The sequence below is a fragment of the Streptomyces sp. NPDC058671 genome (genome assembly GCF_042716475.1).
In the GTDB taxonomy this organism is placed as follows: Bacteria; Actinomycetota; Actinomycetes; order Streptomycetales; family Streptomycetaceae; genus Streptomyces.
Map to the genome: position 1 here is coordinate 1 of NZ_JBHXSA010000004.1, position 17,011 is coordinate 17,011.

Genomic DNA, 17,011 nt, shown 5'->3' on the forward strand with positions numbered 1-17,011 from the left:
CCGACGAACGGACCCTTGAGGAGTTGCAGCGAGACCACGGGCCCGCGCTGCTCTCCTTCCTGCTCGGCCTCACCTACGGGGACCGCCAGCGCGCCGAGGACCTCGCCCAGGAGACCCTGGTACGTGCCTGGCTGCACCCGGAGGCCTTCGACGGCCCCTACGAGTCCATGCGCCCCTGGCTCTTCACCGTGGCCCGCCGCCTCGCCATCGACGCCCGGCGCTCACGCCTCGCCCGGCCCGCCGAGATCGGTGACGGCGTCCTCGCGGTGACGCCCGACCCCGCCGACGCCACCGCGTCGGCCGAGGCCGCGCTCGACGTACGGGCGGCCGTCCGCGGCCTCAGCCCCGAGCACCGCGCCGTGCTCGTCCGGATCTACTTCCACGGACTCAGCGTCAACGAGGCGGCCGTCGACCTCGGCATCCCCGCCGGGACCGTCAAGTCCCGCTCGCACTACGCGCTGCGGCAGCTCGGCCGTTCCCTGCCCGACTACGAGCCGCGCCGCCGGGCCGTTGCCCGCTCCCGCGCCGGGGCCCCACAATGACGCCGTGACGCTGACACTCGCCGCCGCCGAACAGGTCCTCGCCGACAACTTCGCCCCCTGGGTGCTCGATCTGGGGCTCTCGGTGGTCTCCGTCGACACCGACGGAGCCGTCCTCCGGCTGCCGTGGTCCGACCGGCTCGCCCGCGAGGGCGGCGGCCTCTGTGGCCAGGCCATGATGGCCGCGGCCGACACGGCGACGGTGATCGCGGTCACCGCCGTCCGGGGCGGCTTCGTGCCGATGACCACCGTCCAGCAGTCCATCAGCTTCCAGCGGGCGGTGGTCGGCTCCGACGTCCTGGTGCACGCCCGGCTCACCAAGGCGGGCAAGCGGATGGCGTTCGCCGACATCACCGTGACCGCCGAGGGCACGGAGGAGATCGCGGCCCACGCGACCGCGGTGTACGCGCTCCTCGGCTGAGCCGCCCGGCACCCGGACACCGGCCGCCCACCCACGGCTCCTCCGCCCCCGCGGCGCCTCCCCCGCCCCGTACGCCTCCGGTGACAGCAGGAATCCCACCTCCACCGATACGGCCGGAAAACGTATCCGAAAGCCCGGGGGCGAGTTGAGCAAAGCGGGACCCACGGGCGCCCTTCACGGAGGAAGCTCTCCCCGGGCCCCGCACATCCGGGGCCCCCATGTCCGGGAGAAGGTGGGAGCGTTGCTGCCCGAGAGCACGAACGGCGCCGGTGGTACGAGTGGCGGCGGCCTCGCCGTCCCGATGGCCTGGCTGTGCGCCGAGTACCTGGCCGACGAGGTCCTGCGGGCCGCCGCCCTCGTGGCACCCGGCTCACTGGAGTACCGCGCGGGCCTCCAGGCGCTCGCCCTCACCGTCCACCTCTCGGAGAAGCCGGACGGGCCGGAGGGCGCGTGGGGTGCCGGCCGGATCGACGAATGGCTGCGCCACACCGCGTACGACCGGCCCTGGCCGCCCTGGGTCGAGGAACAGCTCGCCGCTCGCCGCACCGGCGGCGGCGACGGCCCCGACCTGGCGCTCGCGGAGTCCGCCTGGCGTCGCCTCCGGGACACCTGGGTGCGCGCCGCCGACCTCGACGGCGGGACGGCCGACGCCCTGGAGTGCCCGGTCGACGAGGACGAGCAGATCTGGCTGCCGGCCTGGAAGCTGGGCCTGCCACTGGCCCACCTCTCGCTGCACCTGCGCTGACGGACGTGGCGGGGCCGGCCGGCCGGGGCCCGTCAGGATGCCGAACGATGCACTCCAGGGCGGTACTTGGGGATGCGCACCGTCACCTTCATCCCCGCCCCGACGCCGGTCTCGATGACGAGGCCGTACTCCGCCCCGTACACCTGGCGCAGCCGCTCGTCCACGTTCGAGAGGCCGATGCCGGAGCCCGCCGGGTGCTCGCCGCGCAGGACCGCGCGCAGCAGTTCCGGTTCCATGCCGACGCCGTCGTCCTCGACGGTCACCACCGCCTCCGCGCCCGCGTCCCGGGCGGCGATGGTGACCCGGCAGCCCCGCTCCCGGTCCTGGAGACCGTGCTTCACCGCGTTCTCCACGAGCGGCTGGAGACAGAGGAAGGGCAGGGTCACCGGCAGCACCTCGGGGGCGATCTGCAGGGTCACCTTGAGCCGGTTCCCGAAGCGCGCCCCGGCGAGGGCCAAGTACTGCTCGATGGACCGCAGTTCGTCGGCGAGCTGGGCGAACTCGCCGTGCCTGCGAAAGGAGTAGCGGGTGAAGTCGGCGAACTCCAGTAGGAGTTCCCTGGCCTGCTCCGGATCCGTGCGGACGAACGAGGCGATGGCAGCGAGGGAGTTGAAGATGAAGTGCGGGGAGATCTGGGCGCGCAGCGCGCGGATCTCGGCCTCCACGATCCTGGTCCGTGAACGGTCGAGCTCGGCCAGCTCCAGCTGGACGGAGGCCCAGCGGGCCACCTCGGTCGCGGCCCGCACCAGGACGGCCGACTCCCGCGAGCCGTAGGCCACGAGGGCCCCGAGCACCCCGTCCTCGCCGGTGAGCGGGGCGATCACCGCCCAGCGCAGCGGGCAGGCCGGGTCGGCGCAGCCGGTGTGCGCGGACCGGCTGCGACCCGTCTCCAGGGTGTCGGCGGCCTGTGCCGGGACGTGCGCGCGGTGGTGGTCCTCGCCCGGCCCGTCCCAGGCGAGCACGGCTCCCCTGTCGGTGAGGCAGAGGGCCTCCGTGCCGAGCAGCGAGCGGAGTGTGCCGGCCGCCCTGCGGGCGGTCTCCTCGGTGAGTCCCGCGCGCAGCGGCGGAGCGGCGAGCGAGGCGGTGTGCAGGGTGTGGAAGGTGGCCCGCTCGACGGGCGTGCCGAGATCGGGATCGGCGGCGGGGCCGCCGCGCCGGGCGGTGACGCGCCCCAGGACGACACCCACGGCGAGCAGCACGGCCCCGGCGGCGGCCACGGCGACGAGGACGAAACCGCTCACCGTCGGGCCTCCTCGGCGGGAACGGGACAGCTCGTCGGCGGAACTCCCGAGCGAGGAGGGGACGGCGTCACCGGCGGGCCTCCTGGGTGGGGACGGTGGTGAACTCCTCGGGGAGGTGGAGCCGGGCGAGGAGCGCCGGGGTGCCGGGCGGGACCCGGCCGGGAGTCGCGAGCGAGACCAGGACCATGGTCAGGAAGCCGAGGGGCACCGACCAGACGGCCGGCCAGGCCATCAGGGTGTGCGGCCAGCCCTCGGGGGCGAGTCCGGCGCGGGTCGCCATCACGGCCGCGAGGGCACAGCCGCCGCCGAGCAGCAGTCCGGCCATGGCGCCGGGCGGGGTGAGCCGCCGCCACCAGATGCCGAGGACGAGCAGGGGGCAGAAGGAGGAGGCGGAGACGGCGAAGGCGAGGCCGACGGCGTCGGCGACCGGCACCTTCGACGCGACCACCCCGACGGCCAGCGGGACGGCGGTGGCGAGCAGGGTCCCGAGGCGGAAGTGCCGTACGCCCCGGGAGGGCAGCACGTCCTGGGTGAGGACCCCGGCGACGGACATCGTGAGCCCGGAGGCGGTGGAGAGGAAGGCCGCGAACGCGCCGCCCGCCAGGAGCGCCCCCAGGAGGTCGCCGAGGGGACCGCCGAGGATCCGGTCGGGCAGGACGAGCACGGCGGCGTCGGCGGAGCCGGTGAGGGCGAGCTCGGGAGCGTAGACGCGGCCGAGGGCGCCGTACAGCGGCGGCAGCAGGTAGAAGACGCCGACGAGACCGAGGACGACCAGGGTGGTGCGGCGGGCGGCCCGGCCGTGCGGGCTGGTGTAGAAGCGGACGGCCACGTGCGGAAGCCCCATGGTGCCCAGGAAGGTCGCGAGGATCAGTCCGTACGTGGCGTACAGCTGGTGCCCGTCGCGTCCGCCGGCCAACGGCTGGGACCAGCCGAGCGGGTCGGTGCCGCCGGCGGCACTCCCCCGGCCTTCGTCCGGGGTGGCCCCCGTGTCGCTTCGCTCCGGCAGCGGCGCGCCGGGCTCCAAGGCGAGTGTGGTGCCGGCGAGGACGTGGTGGGTGCCGGGGGCGAGGGTCACGGTCCGCCGCTCGTACGGGACGGAGTCGACGCGACCGGTGACGGTGAGGGTGAGCGGGGCGTCGAGGTCGAGGCGTACCGTGTCGGCGACCTCGACGACGGTGTGGTCCCGGAGGACGGCGGGGGCGTCGAAGCGGGCCCGGGGTGCCCCGTCGCCGTACCAGGCGGCGAGCAGGAAGAGGACGGGCACGAGCAGCGCGGTGAGTTTCAGCCAGTACTGGAAGGCCTGGACGAAGGTGATGCTGCGCATCCCGCCGGCGGCGACCGTCCCCGTGACGACGAGCGCGACGAGCAGTCCGCCGACCCAGTCGGGGGCTCCGGTGAGGATCTCCAGGGTGAGTCCGGCGCCCTGGAGCTGCGGCAGCAGGTAGAGCCAGCCGACGCCGACGACGAAGAGGCTGGCGAGCCGGCGGACCTGCGGTGATTCGAGGCGGGCCTCGGCGAAGTCGGAGAGGGTGTACGCCCCGGAGCGGCGGAGGGGGGCGGCGACGAGGACGAGCAGGACGAGGTACCCGGCGGTGTAGCCGACGGGGTACCAGAGCATGGCGGGGCCCTGGACGAGCACGAGGCCCGCGATGCCGAGGAAGGAGGCGGCGGAGAGGTACTCGCCGCTGATCGCGGCGGCGTTGAGGCCGGGCCCTACCGTCCGCGAGGCGACGTAGAAGTCGGAGGTGGTGCGGGAGATCCGCAGGCCGAGCGCCCCGATGAGGACGGTGGCGAGGACGACGGCGGTGACGGCCGCCACGGCGTAGGTCTGGTTCACGCGGGCACCGCGCGGGACGTGGTCATCGGGGGTGCCTCACCGTTCGACGAGGCGGGTGAAGTCGCGCTCGTTGCGTTCGGCGCGGCGCACGTACCAGTGGGCGATCCCCCAGACGACGGGGTACACGCCGACGCCGAGGGCGACCCAGACGAAGGCCTCGGGCGCGGGGAGCGCGAGCAGCAGCGGCAGCGGGCCGACGAGCAGGGCGAGGGCCCCGAGCGCGGTGAGGGCCGCGCGCAGCTGGCTGCGCATCAGGGAGCGGACGTAGGTGTGGCCGAGGGTGGTCTGCTCGTCGATCTCGGAGCGGGCCGGGGGGTGGACGGGCCGCCGCCGGGCCGGGCCGGGCGGGGCCCCGGCGCCGTGGGCGGAGGCGTAGGTGACGGTCTCGCGGCGGGGCCTGCGTCGGGGTTCCCCGGGCTGGTGCTCGGACGTCGGGGTCCGTTCCGGCATCGGGTCCCCTCCGGCCTTGCTCGACGACGTGCGGCTGCTGGTCCGGGCGGTGGGCCCGGGACGTGGAGTGTACGCAGCACTCCCCCGCCCGCGACAGGCGTACGGAGGTTCAGCCTCCGGCCCGGCGCATCAACAGGTCCCGCAGGTCGCGGGCGTGCCGGCGGCTGACCGCGAGGTCGGTGTCGCCGACCCGCACGGAGGTGGCGCCGCCGTCGAGCCTGAGCTCGTCGATCCGGGCGAGGGCCACGAGATGGCTGCGGTGGATGCGGACGAAGCCCCGGGCCGCCCACCGTTCCTCGAGGGTGGAGAGGGGGATACGGACGAGGTGGCTGCCGTGGTCGGTGTGGAGGCGGGCGTAGTCGCCGTGCGCCTCCACATAGGCGATGTCGTCGACGGAGACGAAACGGGTGACCCCGCCCAGCTCCACGGGGATCTGCTCGGGTGCGGCGGGCACGACCGGCGGGGCGGACGGGACGGTGGCGTGCACCAGGTCGTGGACCCGGCGGACGGCCTCGGCGAGCCGCTCGCGGCGGACGGGCTTGAGGACGTAGTCGACGGCCTTCAGGTCGAAGGCCTGGAGCGCGAAGCCCTCGTGGGCGGTGACGAAGACGACGAGGGGCGGCCTGGCGAAGCCGGCGAGCAGCCGCGCGACGTCGAGCCCGGTGAGGCCGGGCATGTGGATGTCGAGGAAGACGACGTCGACGGCCTCGTCGCCGTCGGGTCCCGTCTCCAGGGCGCGGCCGATCCTGCGGAGTGCCGCGGTGGCGTCGCCCGCTCCTTCGGCGGTCCGGACGCGGGGGTCGGCGCGCAGCAGGTAGAGCAGCTCACCGAGGGCGGGTTCCTCGTCGTCGACGGCCAGTACGCGCAGCATGCGGCGGAGTGTAACGGCCGTCCGGCAGACCTCCTCACGGCCGACGGGCACACCTCCTCACGGCCGGGCCCCGCGTCCGCCCGCGGCCGGGCCGGGGCGTCTACTTCAGGAGCTTCGACAGGCGGCGGTCCGCCAGTGGCCTGCCGCCGGTCTGGCAGGTGGGGCAGTACTGGAGGGAGGAATCGCTGAAGGAGACCTCGCGGATGGTGTCCCCGCACACCGGGCAGGGCTCGCCCGTACGGCCGTGGACGCGCAGGCCGCTCTTCTTCTCGGCCTTGAGTCTCCCCGCGGCGAGGCCGTGGGAGCGTTCGACGGCCTCGTGGAGCGTCGTGCGCAGCGCCGTGTACAGGGCGGCCGTCTCCTCCGGGCCGAGGTTCTGGACGGGCTTGAAGGGGGACATCTTCGCGGCGTGGAGGATCTCGTCGCTGTAGGCGTTGCCGATGCCCGCGATGAGGCTCTGGTCGCGCAGGGCGCCCTTGATCTGGCGCCGTTCGCCGGCGAGGAGCGCGGCGAACTCCGCCGGGCCGAAGTCGTCGGCGAGCGGGTCGGGGCCGAGCCGTGCGACGCCCGGTACCTCCTGCGGATCGTGGACCAGGTGGACGGCGAGGCGTTTGGTCGTGCCGGCCTCGGTGAGGTCGAAGCCGTCGCCGCCGGTGAGGGCGGTCCGCAGGGCCAGCGGGCCCTTGCCGGGTCTGGGCGGCCCGGAGGGCAGCGGGTCCTGCCAGCGGAGCCAGCCGGCGCGGGCCAGGTGGAACAGGAGGTGGAGCTCGCCGGCGGGGCCCGCGGTGGTGAGGTCGAGGAACTTCCCGTGCCGTCCGACCGCGGTGACCTCGGCGCCGTCGAGGGCTCCGAGGGGCGGGTCGTAGGTCTTGAGGACGCTGATCGCGACGGGCAGCACGCGGGCGATCTCCTTGCCCACCAGGTGCGTGTCGAGGAACGCGCGCAGCGCTTCCACCTCGGGGAGTTCGGGCATGCTTCCACCCTGCCGCACGGGCGCCGGGGCCGCGCGCCGGCCGCCTCGGCCGGTGTGTCGGCGTCAGACGGCGTCCGGCGGGTCCAGGAGGTCGAGTTCGGCGGTGAGCGCGGCGGCCAGCGCGTGGAGGTCGGGGACGGCCTCGCCGTCGGCCACGAGGCCGATGTGGACCTGTCCGCCGTACGGGGACATGGCGACGGCGAGGGACTGGCCGCGGGCGAGGGGGGCCATGGGGAAGAGGGCCCGCAGCGGGGCGCCGCCGAGCGAGAGGGCCGAGCGGGGCAGCGGCACCTGGGTGACCAGGAGGTCGAAGAGGAGCCCGGCGGCACCGGAGGCGAGAGGGGCGCCGAAGCGGTGGGCGAGCGGGTGCAGCTGGTCGGCGAGGAGGGCGACGGCACCGGCGCCCCTGAAGGGTCCGGCGGCCTTGTTGCGGTCCATGGCGTGCCGGACGGCGGCCAGTCGGGCGCCGGGGTCGGCCTCGGTGACGGGCAGGTCGAGGAGGTAGCCGGAGAGGCTGTTGCCGGGTCCGGGCGGGGCTCCGGGGCGGCGGCGGGAGACGGGGACGAGGGCCCGGGGGTCGGTTTCGGGGAGGGGCAGGCCGCGCCCGTCGAACCAGCGGCGGAGGGCGCCGGCGACGACGGCGAGGAGGACGTCGTTGGCGGTGCCGCCCGTGTCGCGGCGGATCCGGTGGACGCGGTCGAGGGCGAGGGTCACGGTGGCGACGCGGCGGGTTCCACTGGACTCGGCGGTGAACGCGGTCGCGGGCCGCCCGTCGAGCCGTCCGGCGCGTGCGAAGGAGGACCCGACGACGGAGGCACCGACCTCGACGGCCCGGCCGAGGTCGCCGAGCCGGTCCCTGGCCATGCCGAGGAGCTGCCCGGGGCCGGGCAGCCAGGAGCGCGGCGGCACGGGGCGGGGGCGGCGCGCCGGTCGGCGGGCGGCGGCGATCTCGTCGAAGATCCCGGCTCCGATGGCGACGGCCCGCATGCCGTCGGCGAGGGCGTGGTGCAGTTTGACGAGGACGGCGAAGGAGCCGTCGGGGGCGCCGCTGAGCAGGTACATCTCCCAGGGCGGCAGGCCGCGGGCGACGGGCCGCTCCATGAGTTCGGCGGCGAGCCGGGCGGTCTCGGCGGGGAAGTCGGCGCCGGGGAGGGTGATCTCGTGGACGTGACGGCGGACGTCGAAGTCCGGGTCGGCGCTCCAGGCGGCGCCGCCGACGGGGAGGAGGACGTCGCGGACGCGCATGCGGAGCCTGGGGACGGCGGCGGCTCGGCGGGCGAGCAGGTCCAGGACGTCCAGGGGGTCCCGTCCGGGGCCGGCGTCCGACGGCAGGCGGCGGCCCGGTTCCGAGGGCACGGGGCCGAAGTGGGCGAGGGCCCCGAGGTGCAGGGGGTGGGCGGTGGATTCCAGATGCCAGAAGGCCAGGTCTAGCGGTGCCAGTAGCTCGCTGCTCACGGGTGTCCTCATGTCCTGCGCGGAGAGGCGGGAGAGCGAAGTCAATCGCGTACCGACAGTTACGGTCAAGTACGATCAGTTCACGCTCGGTGATCAGTTCACGCTCGGTTAACAGTGTCAGTCCTCCAGGATGAACTCGCACCACACGCACTTGCCGCCGCCCCGCGACTCCACGCCCCAGACGTCGGAGAGCTGGTCGACCAGGAAGAGACCACGCCCGGACACGCCCGCCTCCCCCGCCTCACGGCGCCGGGGCAGCGCGCTCGACCGGTCCTCCACCTCCACCCGCAGCCGCCGCCCGGGTCCGCCGAGGGTCCGCACGGTCACGATCGCCCCGCCGTCGGTGTGCATCAGCGCGTTGGTCATCAGCTCGTCGGCGACCAGCTCGATCTCGTCCGCGCGCTCCCCCGCCCCCCAGGCCCGTACCGCTGCCCTGACCATGTGCCGGGCCGAGCTCAGCGCCTCCGGGTCGTTCTGGGCCACGTGCTGCCGGAACCGGCCGGCTCCCTGCGCGGCCGCCGCGCCGTGGCGGCGCAGCAGCAGGATCGCGACGTCGTCCTCGCCGCCGCGGTCGGCGACCACGTCGCACAGGTGGTCGGCGAGTTCCTGAAGGTCGGCGGGCCCGCGCCGGACGAGGGAGGAGAGCCACTGGAGGCCCTCGTCGAGGTCGGAGCCGGGTTTCTCGACCAGGCCGTCGGTGTAGAGCATCAGGGTCTGTCCGGGGTCCAGATCCACGGTGGTCACCGGATAGTCGAGCCGCCCGAACTCGGCGGAGAGGCCCAGCGGCAGCCCGCCCTCCACCGGCAGCCTGCGGCTGCTGCCGTCGATCTCCCTGAGCAGCGGGTCGACATGGCCCGCGCGGACCACCTGGACGACCCCGGTGCCGAGGTCGACCTCCGCGTAGGTGCAGGTCGCGAAGCGCTCGGTGTCGAGTTCGTGCAGGAAGACGGAGGCGCGGGCCATCACCGTCGCCGGGGTGTGCCCCTCGGCGGCGTACGCGCGCAGCACGATCCGCAACTGGCCCATGACGGCCGCCGCGTGGGTGTCGTGCCCCTGGACGTCTCCGATGACGGCGCCGACCCGCCCGCCGGGCAGCGGGATGATGTCGTACCAGTCGCCGCCGATGTCCCGGCCGAGGCGGGCCGAGCGGTAGCGGACCGCCGTCTGGGCCCCGGGCACCTCGGGGATCCGGCGCGGCAGCATCGCCTGCTGGAGGCCCTCGGCGAGGTCGTGCTCCTGCTCGTAGAGCATGGCCCGCTGGAGGCTCTGGGCGATGCTGCTGCCGAGGGCGACGAGCAGGGTCCGCTCGTCCTCGCTGAAGCCCGTCTTGTCGCTGTAGAGCAGCCCGAGCGCGCCGATGGGCCGGGCCTGGGCGATGAGCGGCAGGTAGGCGGCGGCGGTGATCCCGAGTCCGCTGATGTGCGGCCAGAGGACGGGGAAGGAGCGGGCGAAGTCGTGGGCCGAGTCGATGAACCGGGGGCGGAGGGTGCGGATCACCTCGCTCATCGGGTAGGGCTCGTCCACCCGGGTGAAGCGGGTGCCCGGTACGAAGGCGCCTTCGGGTCCTTCCGCGACGAGATGGATGCGCCCGGCGTCGAGGAGGCCCACGACGAGACTCGCGGCGCCGAAGTGTTCGAGCGCGTGCGAGTCGTTCAGCAGGTCGATGACGTCCTGGACGGTCCGCGCGTAGGCGAGGGCCGCGGTGGTGCCCTCGACGACTCCGGCGCGCCGGCGCCGCCCCTCGTCGAGGCCGAGCCGGGCGGCGGACTCGGTGAGTTCGTGGGTGGCGTCGCGGACGACGCCGACGATGCGCACCGGGCGGCCCGTGTCGTCGCGGTGGACGAGCCCCTGGGTGTGGGTCCACTGGTGGACGCCGTCGCGGCGACGGATGCGGAAGTACGCGCCGTACTGCTCGCTGCCGTCCTTGAGCGCCTGGGCGACCAGGGTGTCGAGCCGTCGGCCCTCGTCGGGCAGGACACGTGAGCCGAGGGTCTCGGGGCGGCCGTCGTAGTCGTCGCGGTCCATGTCGAAGACGTCGAGGGCGGCCTCGTCCATGATCATCGTGCCGGCGACGAGGTCCCAGTCGAAGGCGCCCATCCTGAAGGCGGAACCGTACGCGGCGAGGAGCCGCGCCCCGACGGTCCGCCCCTCCTCCGCACGGCGGAGCCGCTCGACCGCCTCCCCGCCCCCGTTGCCCGGGTTCATGGGGCCACGCTAGGGGGTGTCCTGTCCGCGCGCACGGCGAAGATCCGGTTCACCCTTCGAAGGTCTCCGGCTGCTCGGGGACCGGTCCGGCCGGGAAGAGTTCCTCGGACGGCAGCTCGCCGTCGGGCACGGCGGACGGCTCGCCCGGCGGCTGGACGTCCGGATCGGGGAACGGTTCCGCGTCGGGGTCGGGGTAGGGAGGCGTGTCGGGGTCGGTGTACGGGTCGGGGTACGGCTGCGTGTCGGGGTCGGGGTACGGCTCCGCGTCGGGGTCGGTGTACGGGTCGGGGTCCGCGGGGCTCGGGGCGGTGTCCGTACCGCCGCTCCCCGAGGCGTCAGGGCTCGCGGGGCTCTCGGGGGCCGGGGGGACGGGCGCCTGGGAAGGGGTCTCCGGGGAGGCCGTGTCCGGGGAGGGCCGGCGGTCGGGGGCGCTGGGGTCCGGCGTGGGCGGCTCGGGCGTGCCGGAGCCGGTCAGGCGGCACTCGTCGGGGTCGCAGTCCGGTGCCACGGCGGGCTTGCGGTCCTCGTCGCCGTCGCTGCCGGTGCGCCGTTCGATCCAGGTGCGGTCGACCACGTCGACGATGACCAGGCTGGTGACGACGGTGGTCGTCGGCCGCACGACGATCACATGCTCGGGGTCGAAGCCGTCCCAGGGATCACCCCGGTGGACGCCCTCCGGGACCGCGGTCGGGGTGCGGAGCGGGTTGCCGCAGGCACAGCGGACGCGCGGTGCTCCGTACTGGTCGACGAGCACCGCGGTGCCGGTCTGCAGGACGGCCTGGAAGGCGTCGGCCCGCCCCTCGCGGTAGCCGTGGTTGGTGACCCGGGTGTCCGCGCGGAGGACGACCGGAGTGAGGCCGCGCAGCCAGTCGCCGACGTTGGTCTCGGGGATGCCGGCGGCCTCGGCGAAGGCACGGGTCCTGTCCTGGTCGGCGGCGAGGAAGGAGACCTGCTGTTCGACGTCGCAGCTGCCCTCCGCGCGCGTGCCGCCGTAGAGGCCGGGGGTGGAGCCGGTGACCTCACGGGCCCGCTCGGCGTCGGGGTCCGGCTGCTTCGGCGGGGAGGGCGACCGCGCGGTGGTCCGGGCGGTGGAGGCGGTGAAGGGGTCGGGGCCCTGTGCGGCGAGCGGCTGGAGGAAGACGTCGTGGGCGGCGGCCGCGGCGGGCTCGGCGCCGCCGCGCGCCCCTTCCCAGGCGGAGGAGCAGCCGGCGAGCAGCACGGAGGCGACGAGCGCCGCGAGGGCGGGGGGTGCGGCGCGGGGGGTCGTGCGGGGAGCCGCGGGGGTCCGCCGCGTCCGGCAGGGGGCTGAGCGCACCTGTTTCTCCCTCTTTCTCTCCCCCGGGCCACGGCGCCCGGTTCCGGCCAGTCCTCCATGTCTTTCGCAGTGCGCGGGCCGCCGCAAGCGGAGGGCGGCCGACCGGGTCCGTGGCGGAGTCCGACGACGCGTCGGGCCGGAGTCCGGCACGACATCTCAAGGCCTCAAGGCCGGAGTCCGACGTGGGCGAGGGCGATCGCGCTGAGGTCGCTGATGGCTTGCCGGTCACCCCGGCGCCAGGCGTCGGCCCATCCGCCCGGCGGGGCGGGCCGGGCGGCGAGGGCGCCTGGAGGACCGGTGAGGGCGCGCAGGGCGAGCAGGTCGGCGCCTCCGGGAGCCTCGGCGAGGCGGCGCAGGGTGCTGCTGCGCCGCATCCAGAGCAGGCGCGGCGGAAGCCAGAGCAGCAGGACGAGGAGTACCGGGACGACGATGAGGGCCGCCGTGACCACGTCGGCGACCTGGCTGACTGTCTCCTGAAGCGACACGCCCGCGTCGGCGATGCCGGAGCCGGCGTCGGCGGCGGATCGGAGGGGCTTCTTGAGGACGCCGCCGATGAGCGGCACGTCCGATACCGCCTCTCCCGCGTTGCCGAGTTCCTCGGCGAGGCTGCCGCCGGAACGTTCCACCTTGCGCCCCGGTTCGGCCAGCAACATGATCGTCTCGTGGACGAGGAGGGCCGCCCACACCGCGGTGGCGATCAGGGCCAGGGCGATCAGGTCCACGAGCACCTGGCGGTTCCGACGGGCGGGGGTCTGGGCGTAGAGGCGCAACGAAGGGCTCCCGTTCGCGTCGTGTCGTCGAGGAGGTCCGGCCGCCCCGGCCGCGACTCGGCCGACCGGTCGTCGGATTCAACTCTTCCACCGCGCCTCGCGGGCAAACGTCGACGGCGGACCAGGACCCGCCCCGACCCGGCCGGGGGGACAGGGGCGGAGCCCGCCGTGGAGGAGGGCGCGGAGGAGGGCGCGGAGTCTCAGAGGTGCCCGTCCAGGAACTCCCGTACCTCGGCGGTGGTCATCGGCCCCGTGCCGCTCGCCACCGCCTCTCCCCCCTTCAGCAGGACGTAGGAGGGGGCGCCGGTGACCCCGTACCGCTCGGTCGCCGCCGGACAGCGCGTGATGTCGGTGCGTACGGCCGTCAGCCGGCCCGTGTACTCGTCGGCGACGCCCCCCACGACGAGGTCCATCGCCCGGCAGGGCTCGATCGCCCTGGGCCATGTCCCGGTGAAGTACGCGAGGACCGGCACCCCGCTCATCCCGAGGATGAAATCGAACTCCGCGTCCTCGCGGGGTTGGTGCACGCGCTTCGCCATGGAAGCTCCTGACCTCGTGTTCCGTCGTCTCCTCCCCATCATCCCCCGCCTGGTGCGCGGGACCGGCCGGCGGCCCCCGGTCCTGCGCTCCGGCGCGCGTACGCCCGTCCGGCGCCTCGTCGGGACGGGGTCCCGGGCCGATACTGGAGGCGATGGAGTGGTTCACCGCACCCGACCACTGGCTGAGTCGGGTCGTCTTCCAACGGGGCCTGGCCGGCCTGTACTGCGTCGCGTTCCTCTCGGCGGCCCTGCAGTTCCGGGCGCTGATCGGGGAGCGCGGCATGCTCCCCGTACCGGAGTACGTCCGCGGGACCCGGGCCCGGCACACCCCTTCGCTCTTCCACTGGCGCTACTCGGACCGTCTCTTCGCCGCCGTCGCCTGGACCGGCGCCGCGCTCGCCCTGGCACTCGTCGCGGGTGTCGGGGACGCGGTGCCGCTGCCGGTGTCGATGCTGCTGTGGCTGCTGCTCTGGGGGCTGTACCTGTCCATCGTGAACGTGGGGCAGACCTGGTACTCCTTCGGCTGGGAGTCGCTGCTCCTGGAGACCGGGTTCCTCGCGGTCTTCCTCGGCAACGACGACACGGGGCCGCCCGTCCTGGTCCATTTCCTGCTGCGCTGGCTGCTCTTCCGCGTCGAGTTCGGCGTCGGGCTCATCAAGATCCGCGGCGACCGCTGCTGGCGCGACCTGACGTGCCTCTACCACCACCACGAGACCCAGCCCATGCCCGGCCCGCTGAGCTGGTTCTTCCACCACCTCCCGCGCCCCCTGCACCGGGTCGAGGCGGCGGCCAACCACGTCGTCCAGCTGCTCGTGCCCTTCCTGCTGTTCACCCCGCAACCGGTCGCCACCGTCGCGGCCGGTCTGATGATCGCGACACAGCTGTGGCTGGTGCTGTCCGGCAACTTCGCCTGGCTGAACTGGATCACCATCGTGATCGCCCTCTCCGCCGTGGACACCTCCCCGCTCACCGGCGACCACCCGCGGCCGGATCCGCCGCTCTGGTACGTGGTACTGGTCGTGGCGGTGACGCTCTTCGTCCTGGTGCGGAGCTACCGCCCGGTGCGCAACCTGCTCTCCAGGCACCAGGCGATGAACCGCTCGTACGACCCGTTCCACCTGGTCAACACGTACGGAGCCTTCGGCACCGTCGGCCGGGTCCGGGACGAGATCGTCGTCGAGGGCACCGACGAACCCCTGCCGCACGCGGGCACGGTGTGGCGGGAGTACGGCTTCAAGGGCAAGCCCGGTGACCCGCGCAGGCTGCCCCGGCAGTTCGCCCCGTACCATCTGCGGCTCGACTGGCTGATGTGGTTCGCCGCGCTCAGCCCCGGGTACGCGCGCGCGTGGTTCGGTCCGTTCGTGGAGCGGCTGCTCGACGGCGACCGGGACACCCTGCGCCTGCTCGCCCACAACCCCTTCCCCGTGGCGCCTCCGACGTACGTCCGCGCCCGGCTGTACCGCTACCGCTACACCACCTGGCGGGAGCTGCGCGAGACGGGGGCCTGGTGGCACCGGGCGCTCGTACGGGAGTACCTGCCGCCGACCCGGCTGCGGGACCGGACGGGCGGACGACTCTGAACGCGCCGGTGCCCCCCGGCTTCGAAGAGGCGGGGGGCACCGGGCGGTGAAGCAGGGACTCAGTCGATACCGGGCAGGATGTGGGGCTCGGCGAGGTCGTCCTCGTAGCCCGCGAGCCGGATCGGGGCCGCGTGGGCCCACACTTCGAGGCTCCCCAGCTCGCCGTTCTTGCGCGGCCGGTCATAGCGTTCGGCCGGTCGCGGTTCCTGCTTCGTCAGTTCGGGTGTCACCGCGCACTCCTCTGTGTCGCGTACCTGTGGGACAGTGCCGGTCGGTCGCGGTGGCGCCGTTCGTCGGGCGGGACCGCGGCCTTGGTGGCAGGCCAGTCCCTGGTCGAACCGTGAGGAGGGTGTGTCTCCTCGGTGGCCGACCGTGAACATCAGAGTAACCAAATGAGCGCGTCCGCGCTCTACCGGGCTCAGAAGTGTGACGCAATCGGGTGAACCGAAACAGAAAGAGCGCCCCACCGGCCGGTGGGGCGCTCCTGTCAGGACGGCGGGGGCCGCTGCCTACCAGTTGCCGCGGTCGTAGTCCTTGAGGAAGCAGCCGTAGAGGTCTTCGCCCTCCTCGCCGCGCACGATCGGGTCGTACACCCGGGCCGCGCCGTCGACCAGGTCGAGCGGGGCGTGGAAGCCGGCCTCGGCGAGACGCAGCTTGTCGAAGTGCGGGCGCTCGTCGGTGATCCAACCCGTGTCGACGGAGGTCATGAGGATGCCGTCGGTCTCGAACATCTCCTGACCGCTGGTCCGCGTCACCATGTTCATCGCGGCCTTCGCCGCGTTGGTGTTCGGGTGACCCGCGCCCTTGTAGCCGCGGCCGAAGACGCCTTCCATCGCGGAGACGTTCACGACGTAGGAACGGCCGCTGGCCGCCTTCTTCGCGGCCTCGGCCATCACCGGACGCAGCTTGCTGATCAGGATGAACGGCGCCGTGTAGTTGCACAGCTGGGTCTCGAGCAGCTCCACCGGGGAGATCTGCTCGATGCTCTGCACCCAGGTGTTGGTGTCCACGACGTCCGGCACGAGGCCGCCCGCGTCGATGGCGGTGCCGTCGAGGTGCCGGGCGATGCTGGCGTTGCCCGCGACGAGGGCGAGGTCCGCTACCTGCTGCGCCTCGAGACCGCTCACGCCGACGGGCAGCGCGGCGGCGGCGCCGAGCTCACCGACCGCGCCGGAGTTGAACGCGCCGATCACGTGGTGGGCGGGCAGCTCACCGGCCGGCAGCGGAGCGCTCTCGCCTTCGACCAGGGCGGCGTACGCGGACGGCAGCCGGCGCACGGTCTGCGTCGCGTTGTTGATCAGGATGTCCAGCGGCCCCGCCTCGGCCATCTGGTCGGCGAGGGCCACGGCCTGGGCGGGGTCGCGCAGGTCGATGCCGACGACCTCCAGGCGGTGCATCCAGTCCGCGGAGTCCTCCATCGCCTTGAAGCGACGGATGGCGTCCTTGGGGAAGCGGGTGGTGACGGTGGTGTGGGCGCCGTCGCGCAGCAGCCGCAGCGCGATGTACATGCCGATCTTGGCCCGGCCGCCGGTGAGCAGGGCGCGCTTGCCGGTGAGGTCGGCGCGGGCCTCGCGCTTGGCCCGGTTCAGGGCCGCGCACTTCTGGCAGAGCTGGTGGTAGAAGTAGTCGACCTCGACGAACCGCGTCTTGCACACGTAGCAGGAGCGGGGGCGCTGGAGTATGCCCGCGATCCGGCCCTCCTCCGTGACGGAGGACGGCAGGATGCCCTCGGTCTCGTCGTCGATGCGCTGCGCGGAGCCCGTCGCGGTCGCCTCGGTGACCGCCTTGTCGTTGGCGGTCTTGGCGGCCCGGCGCTCCTGGCGGCGGCGCTGCTTCACGGTCCGGTAGATCCCGGCGGTGGCGCGCCGGACGCGGATCGCGTCCGGGTGGTCGACGTCGATCTTGTCGAGCTCGTCGAGGACGCTGAGGCAGACGGCCAGGCGCTCGGGGTCGACGCCCGGCCCGTAGTCCTGGTTTTCTTCGGTCACCGTCATGGCCTTCGGGTTCCTCGTTCGCTCGTACGTCGCCGTTCGTGGGCGGGTCGCCGTTCGTGGGCTTTCGAAAGGGCAA

At 74.0% G+C, this 17,011-nt stretch carries 16 protein-coding genes; 4 read left to right on the plus strand and 12 right to left on the minus strand.

Features of this window, described 5'->3' with window-relative positions:
* From ACFWV2_RS06415 to ACFWV2_RS06425, 3 genes are all read left to right on the plus strand, one after another.
* On the plus strand, nt 1-542 hold a 542-nt coding region (locus tag ACFWV2_RS06415; protein ID WP_384402519.1), incomplete at its 5' end, for a sigma-70 family RNA polymerase sigma factor.
* Between the two features lie 4 nt (nt 543-546).
* Nucleotides 547-960: a PaaI family thioesterase gene (locus ACFWV2_RS06420; protein ID WP_384402522.1), complete on the plus strand. Its 414-nt coding sequence runs from the start codon at nt 547-549 to the stop codon at nt 958-960.
* A gap of 241 nt (nt 961-1,201) precedes the next feature.
* Nucleotides 1,202-1,705 carry a hypothetical protein gene (locus ACFWV2_RS06425; RefSeq protein WP_384402524.1) on the plus strand — a complete coding sequence of 168 codons (504 nt, stop codon included), beginning with the start codon at nt 1,202-1,204 and terminating at the stop codon, nt 1,703-1,705.
* Between the two features lie 32 nt (nt 1,706-1,737).
* On the opposite strand, the gene ACFWV2_RS06430 is transcribed toward ACFWV2_RS06425, so the two are convergent.
* The 10 genes from ACFWV2_RS06430 to ACFWV2_RS06475 all read right to left on the minus strand — a co-directional run bounded on the left by ACFWV2_RS06430 (nt 1,738) and on the right by ACFWV2_RS06475 (nt 13,361).
* Entirely contained in the window at nt 1,738-2,946 is a 1,209-nt protein-coding gene (locus ACFWV2_RS06430; RefSeq protein WP_384402527.1) for a sensor histidine kinase, read from the minus strand.
* A 67-nt stretch (nt 2,947-3,013) separates the two neighbouring features.
* Nucleotides 3,014-4,783, minus strand: a complete 1,770-nt coding sequence (locus tag ACFWV2_RS06435) for a cation acetate symporter (protein WP_384402530.1) — start codon at nt 4,781-4,783, stop codon at nt 3,014-3,016.
* Between the two features lie 36 nt (nt 4,784-4,819).
* The gene (locus tag ACFWV2_RS06440; protein ID WP_384402533.1) at nt 4,820-5,233 is read right to left on the minus strand and encodes a hypothetical protein; all 414 of its coding nucleotides are present in this window, start codon (nt 5,231-5,233) and stop codon (nt 4,820-4,822) included.
* Between the two features lie 109 nt (nt 5,234-5,342).
* Nucleotides 5,343-6,104: a LytR/AlgR family response regulator transcription factor gene (locus tag ACFWV2_RS06445; protein ID WP_384402536.1), complete on the minus strand. Its 762-nt coding sequence runs from the start codon at nt 6,102-6,104 to the stop codon at nt 5,343-5,345.
* A 100-nt stretch (nt 6,105-6,204) separates the two neighbouring features.
* Nucleotides 6,205-7,077: an Fpg/Nei family DNA glycosylase gene (locus ACFWV2_RS06450; RefSeq protein WP_384402539.1), complete on the minus strand. Its 873-nt coding sequence runs from the start codon at nt 7,075-7,077 to the stop codon at nt 6,205-6,207.
* Nucleotides 7,078-7,140: 63 nt separating this feature from the next.
* Nucleotides 7,141-8,532 (minus strand): wax ester/triacylglycerol synthase family O-acyltransferase, encoded by a 1,392-nt coding sequence (locus tag ACFWV2_RS06455; protein WP_384402541.1) that lies wholly within the window; start codon nt 8,530-8,532, stop codon nt 7,141-7,143.
* A gap of 117 nt (nt 8,533-8,649) precedes the next feature.
* Nucleotides 8,650-10,737 carry a SpoIIE family protein phosphatase gene (locus ACFWV2_RS06460; RefSeq protein WP_384402544.1) on the minus strand — a complete coding sequence of 696 codons (2,088 nt, stop codon included), beginning with the start codon at nt 10,735-10,737 and terminating at the stop codon, nt 8,650-8,652.
* A gap of 49 nt (nt 10,738-10,786) precedes the next feature.
* A complete protein-coding gene (locus tag ACFWV2_RS06465) occupies nt 10,787-12,052 on the minus strand; it encodes a DUF6777 domain-containing protein (protein ID WP_384402547.1) in 1,266 nt (421 codons plus the stop codon).
* Between the two features lie 164 nt (nt 12,053-12,216).
* Nucleotides 12,217-12,822, minus strand: a complete 606-nt coding sequence (locus tag ACFWV2_RS06470; protein WP_384402550.1) for a hypothetical protein — start codon at nt 12,820-12,822, stop codon at nt 12,217-12,219.
* A gap of 200 nt (nt 12,823-13,022) precedes the next feature.
* Complete coding sequence (locus tag ACFWV2_RS06475; RefSeq protein ID WP_384402553.1) at nt 13,023-13,361, minus strand: thioredoxin family protein; 339 nt, start codon at nt 13,359-13,361, stop codon at nt 13,023-13,025.
* A 152-nt stretch (nt 13,362-13,513) separates the two neighbouring features.
* Here ACFWV2_RS06475 and ACFWV2_RS06480 point away from each other — a divergent pair, with 152 nt between their 5' ends.
* Nucleotides 13,514-14,941 (plus strand): lipase maturation factor family protein, encoded by a 1,428-nt coding sequence (locus ACFWV2_RS06480; RefSeq protein WP_384402556.1) that lies wholly within the window; start codon nt 13,514-13,516, stop codon nt 14,939-14,941.
* Nucleotides 14,942-15,000: 59 nt separating this feature from the next.
* On the opposite strand, the gene ACFWV2_RS06485 is transcribed toward ACFWV2_RS06480, so the two are convergent.
* Together ACFWV2_RS06485 and ACFWV2_RS06490 are read right to left on the minus strand one after the other, a co-directional pair.
* Complete coding sequence (locus tag ACFWV2_RS06485) at nt 15,001-15,171, minus strand: hypothetical protein (RefSeq protein WP_360790053.1); 171 nt, start codon at nt 15,169-15,171, stop codon at nt 15,001-15,003.
* A gap of 279 nt (nt 15,172-15,450) precedes the next feature.
* Entirely contained in the window at nt 15,451-16,935 is a 1,485-nt protein-coding gene (locus tag ACFWV2_RS06490) for an SDR family NAD(P)-dependent oxidoreductase (protein ID WP_360790050.1), read from the minus strand.
* Nucleotides 16,936-17,011: the final 76 nt, after the last annotated feature.